The sequence below is a fragment of the Achromobacter sp. DMS1 genome (assembly GCF_001270295.1).
This window is the reverse complement of record NZ_LHSJ01000323.1, coordinates 1-4,221: the sequence shown is the minus strand read 5'-3', so window position 1 is coordinate 4,221 and position 4,221 is coordinate 1. Positions and strand designations below refer to the sequence as shown.

The following is a 4,221-nucleotide window of genomic DNA, read 5'->3' as shown; positions in this document are numbered from 1 at the left end:
CGCCCAAGCAGCTCACGGGCCCGGCCCTGGGCCTGCCGGCGCTGACCTTCCGCGCCTGGTTCGAGGCGCAGTTCGGGCTGCGGGCCTGGGAGGCGCTGGACAAGATTCCGCGCCTGCAATGGATGGACTACCTGCGCTGGTACCGCCGCGTGCTGGAACTGGACGTGCGCAACGAGCACCGCGTAACCGCGGTGGCGCCGCGCGCCGACGGCCTGGTGCGGCTGGACGTGGCCGCGCCGGAGGGCGCGCGCACGGTGCTGGCGCGCCGCGTGGTGCTGGCCACCGGCCGCGACGGGCTGGGCGGCGCGTACGTGCCGGACTTCGCGCGCAAGCTGCCGCGCAATCGCTGGGCGCACTCGTCCGACGTCATGGATTACGGCAACCTGGCGGGCAAGCGCGTCGGCGTGGTGGGCGCGGGGGCCTCGGCCATGGACAGCGCGGCCACCGCCCTGGAAGCCGGCGCGGCCAGCGTGGACCTGCTGATCCGGCGCGCCGACATTCCCCGCGTCAACAAGGGCAAGGGCGCGGGCAATCCCGGCCTGACGCACGGGCACCTGAGCCTGCCGGACGAATGGAAATGGCGCATCCGCCATTACATCAACGTGCAGCAGGTGCCGCCGCCGCGCGGCAGCACGCTGCGCGTTTCGCGCCATCCCAACGCGCGCTTCAACCTGGGCTGCGGCATCCTGGATGTCTCCATGTCGGGCGACGAGATCCGCGTGGCGACGCCCAAGGGCGTTTTCGTGCTCGATTTCCTGGTTTTCTCCACGGGTTTTCGCATCGACTGGAACGCCAGGCCGGAGTTCGCCGCGCTCGCTCCCCACGTGCGCGCCTGGGGCGACCGCTACACGCCCGGGCCCGGCGAGGAAGACCAGGAGCTGCACGATTCTCCCGACCTGGGGCCGGCGTTCGAGCTGCAGGAGAAAACCCCGGGCGCCTGTCCGGGGCTGGACCGCGTGCACTGCTTCTCCTACCCCGCGGCGCTCACGCACGGCACGGTGTCGGGCGACATACCCGCCATCAGCGACGGCGCCAAGCGGCTGGCGCAAGGCATCGCAGCCTTGTTCTACCGCGAGGACGTGGAGGCGCACTACGCCAACATGGTGGCGTTCAGCGAGCCGGAGGTGTTCGGCGACGAATGGACGCCCGCCCCCGCTCCGCAGGCGGAGACCGCGCAATGACGGGCTGGCTGATCCGGCGCATCGGGCAGGCGGCCGTGGTCGTGCTGCTCATGACGCTCATCGTGTTCGTGGGGCTGCACGCCATCGGCAACCCCGTGGACATCCTGATCGGGCAGGACGTGGACCAGGTGGACCGCGCACGCATCATCGCCGAGCTGGGTCTGGACCAGCCGCTGTGGCGGCAATACCTGGCCTTTCTCAATGGCGCGCTGCACGGCAACCTGGGCAACAGCTTCGTCTACAACATCCCGGCGGTGGAGCTGGTGATCCAGCGCCTGCCGGCCACGTTCGAGCTCGCCATCGCCGCCATGCTGCTGGCCATCGTCATCGGGCTGCCGCTGGGCCTGCTGGCGGGGCTCTATCCAGACAGCCGGTTCTCGAAGCTGGTCATGGCGGGCAGCATCGTGGGCTTTTCGCTGCCCACGTTCTGGATCGCGCTGATGCTCATCATGACGTTCAGCGTGCACCTGGGCTGGCTGCCGGCCAGCGGGCGCGGCCAAACGGTGGAGCTTCTCGGGCTGCAATGGTCCTGGCTCACCGCCGACGGCTGGCGCCACCTGATCCTGCCGGCGCTCAACCTGTCGCTCTTCAAGATTTCGCTGGTGATCCGCCTGACGCGGGCCGGCGTGCGCGACGTGCTGCCCATGGACTTCGTGCGCTTTGCCCGCGCCAAAGGGCTGTCGCCCTGGCGCGTGGTCTGTGTGCACGTGCTGCGCAACACCATGATCCCCCTGGTGACGGTGCTGGGCCTGGAGCTGGGCTCGACCATCGCCTTCGCCGTCATCACGGAAAGCATTTTCGCCTGGCCGGGCGCGGGCAAGCTGATCCTGGACAGCCTGAATTCGCTGGACCGCCCGGTCATCGTGGCGTATCTCATGGTGGTGGTTTTCATGTTCGTCACGCTCAACCTGATCGTGGACATTCTGTACAAGGTGCTGGACCCCCGGGTGCGGCTGGAGGCGACGGCATGACTCCGGCCCGCCCCCCCGAAAACGGCGCAGCGCTTTCCCTGCCGCCCGCCGCGCCCGCGCTGCGGCGCGAGTCGCCCTGGCGCCGCAACCTGCAGGAATTCCTGTCTTCCAAAACGGCCGTGCTGGGCCTGGCGCTGACGGTGCTTCTCGTGGTGGCGGCGGCGCTGGCGCCGTGGATCACGCCGCAGAATCCCTACGACCTGATGCAGATCGACGTCCTGGACGCGCGCCTGCCGCCGGGCTCCATGAACGGCATGGAGACGTTCCACTACTGGCTGGGCACGGACGGCCAGGGCCGCGACCTGTATTCGGGCATTCTGTACGGCCTGCGCATCAGCCTGATGGTGGGCGTGGGCTCTGCCCTCATCGCCGGAGTGGTGGGCACGCTGCTGGGGCTGCTCGCGGCCTACGCGGGCGGCAAGGTGGACGCCTTGCTCATGCGGCTGGTGGACCTGCTGCTGTCTTTTCCGTCGATCCTGGTGGCGATGATGATCCTGGCCTACCTGGGCAAGGGCGTGGGCAACGTGGTGCTCACGCTGGTGCTGCTGGAATGGGCCTATTACGCGCGCACGGCGCGCGGCCAGGCGCTGGTGGAACGGCGCCGCGAGTACGTGGAGGCGGCGCGCTGCCTGGACATTCCCACGTGGCGCATCATGCTCAAGCACATCCTGCCCAACTGCCTGCCGCCGCTCATCGTGATCGGCACGCTGCAGATCGCGCGCGCCATCACGCTGGAAGCCACGCTGAGCTTCCTGGGGCTGGGCGTGCCCATCAGCGAGCCCTCGCTCGGCCTGCTCATCTCCAACGGGTTCCAGTTCATGCTTTCCGGCGAGTACTGGATCAGCTTCTACCCCGGCATGACGCTGCTGGTCACCATCGTGGCGATCAACCTGGTAGGCGACCGCCTGCGCGACGTGCTCAACCCGAGGACCCACAAATGAACGCGGCCTCTCCCGCGCAGCACGCACCGGCCACGCTGCAGGTCCGCGATCTGCGCACGCATTTCCATACCCGGGCCGGCGTGCTGCCGGCCGTGGACGGCGTGTCGTTCACCCTGGAGCGCGGCAAGATCCTCGGCCTGGTGGGCGAGTCCGGATCGGGCAAGTCGGTCACCGGCTTTTCCATCATGGGGCTGGTGGACCCGCCCGGCCGCATCGTGGGCGGCGAAGTGCTGTTCCAGGGCCGCGACCTGGCCAAGCTGCCCGCGCGCGAACTGCGCAAGCTGCAGGGCAACCGCATCGCCATGATCTTCCAGGATCCGATGATGACGCTCAATCCGGTCCTGCGCGTGGACGTGCAGATGATCGAGACCGTGCTGGCCCACAGCAAGATGAGCCGCTCGCAGGCGCGCGAACTCGCGCGCGACACGCTGGGCATGATGGGCATTCCCAGCCCCGAGGAGCGGCTGCGCGCCTATCCGCACCAGCTGTCCGGCGGCATGCGCCAGCGCGTGGCGATCGCCATCGCCATGCTGCACCGGCCCGACCTCATCATCGCCGATGAGCCCACCACCGCGCTGGACGTAACCATCCAGGCGCAGATCCTCTCCGAAGTGCAGAAGCTCGCCCAGCGGCACGGCACCAGCCTCATCTGGATCACGCACGATCTTTCGGTGGTGGCCGGGCTGGCCGACGAAGTCGCCGTGATGTATGCCGGCCGCATCGTGGAGCACGGCAGCGTCGACGACGTGCTCGACCGTCCGCAGCATCCGTACACGGCGGGCCTGATCGGCAGCCTGCCCAGCAACAACCGGCGCGGCCAGCGGCTGCGCCAGATTCCCGGCATGACACCCAACCTGCTCGCGCTTCCGCCCGGCTGCGCCTTCGCGGCGCGCTGCCCCCGCGCAACCGCCGTCTGTGGCCAGACGCCCGGCATTACCGAACCGCTGCCCGGCCACCGGGTGCGCTGTTTCCATCCCGCCCTCAACCTCGCGGAGGCGGCGGCATGACGGCGGCGGTCCGACAAGACGCGGCCACGCCGCTCATCGAGCTGCGCCGGGTCAGCAAGCGCTTCGGCGAACGCCGGGTGGGCGCGGCCGGCCGCGCCATGCAGAAACTCGGCCTGGCCCG

General features: G+C 69.4%; 4 protein-coding genes. All 4 read left to right on the top strand.

From position 1 onward, the window contains the following. On the top strand, nucleotides 1-1,181 hold a 1,181-nt coding region (locus AD428_RS23470), incomplete at its 5' end, for a SidA/IucD/PvdA family monooxygenase (protein WP_053246755.1). Continuing rightward, the gene (locus AD428_RS23465; protein ID WP_053246754.1) at nucleotides 1,178-2,152 is read left to right on the top strand and encodes an ABC transporter permease; all 975 of its coding nucleotides are present in this window, start codon (nucleotides 1,178-1,180) and stop codon (nucleotides 2,150-2,152) included. The genes AD428_RS23470 and AD428_RS23465, both read left to right, overlap by 4 nt. Beyond that, the gene (locus tag AD428_RS23460) at nucleotides 2,149-3,093 is read left to right on the top strand and encodes an ABC transporter permease (protein ID WP_053246753.1); all 945 of its coding nucleotides are present in this window, start codon (nucleotides 2,149-2,151) and stop codon (nucleotides 3,091-3,093) included. Before AD428_RS23465 ends, AD428_RS23460 begins: the two co-directional genes overlap by 4 nt. Continuing rightward, nucleotides 3,090-4,100, top strand: a complete 1,011-nt coding sequence (locus AD428_RS23455) for an ABC transporter ATP-binding protein (protein ID WP_053246752.1) — start codon at nucleotides 3,090-3,092, stop codon at nucleotides 4,098-4,100. The genes AD428_RS23460 and AD428_RS23455 overlap by 4 nt, the downstream gene beginning before the upstream one ends. The last annotated feature ends 121 nt before the right edge of the window (nucleotides 4,101-4,221 follow it).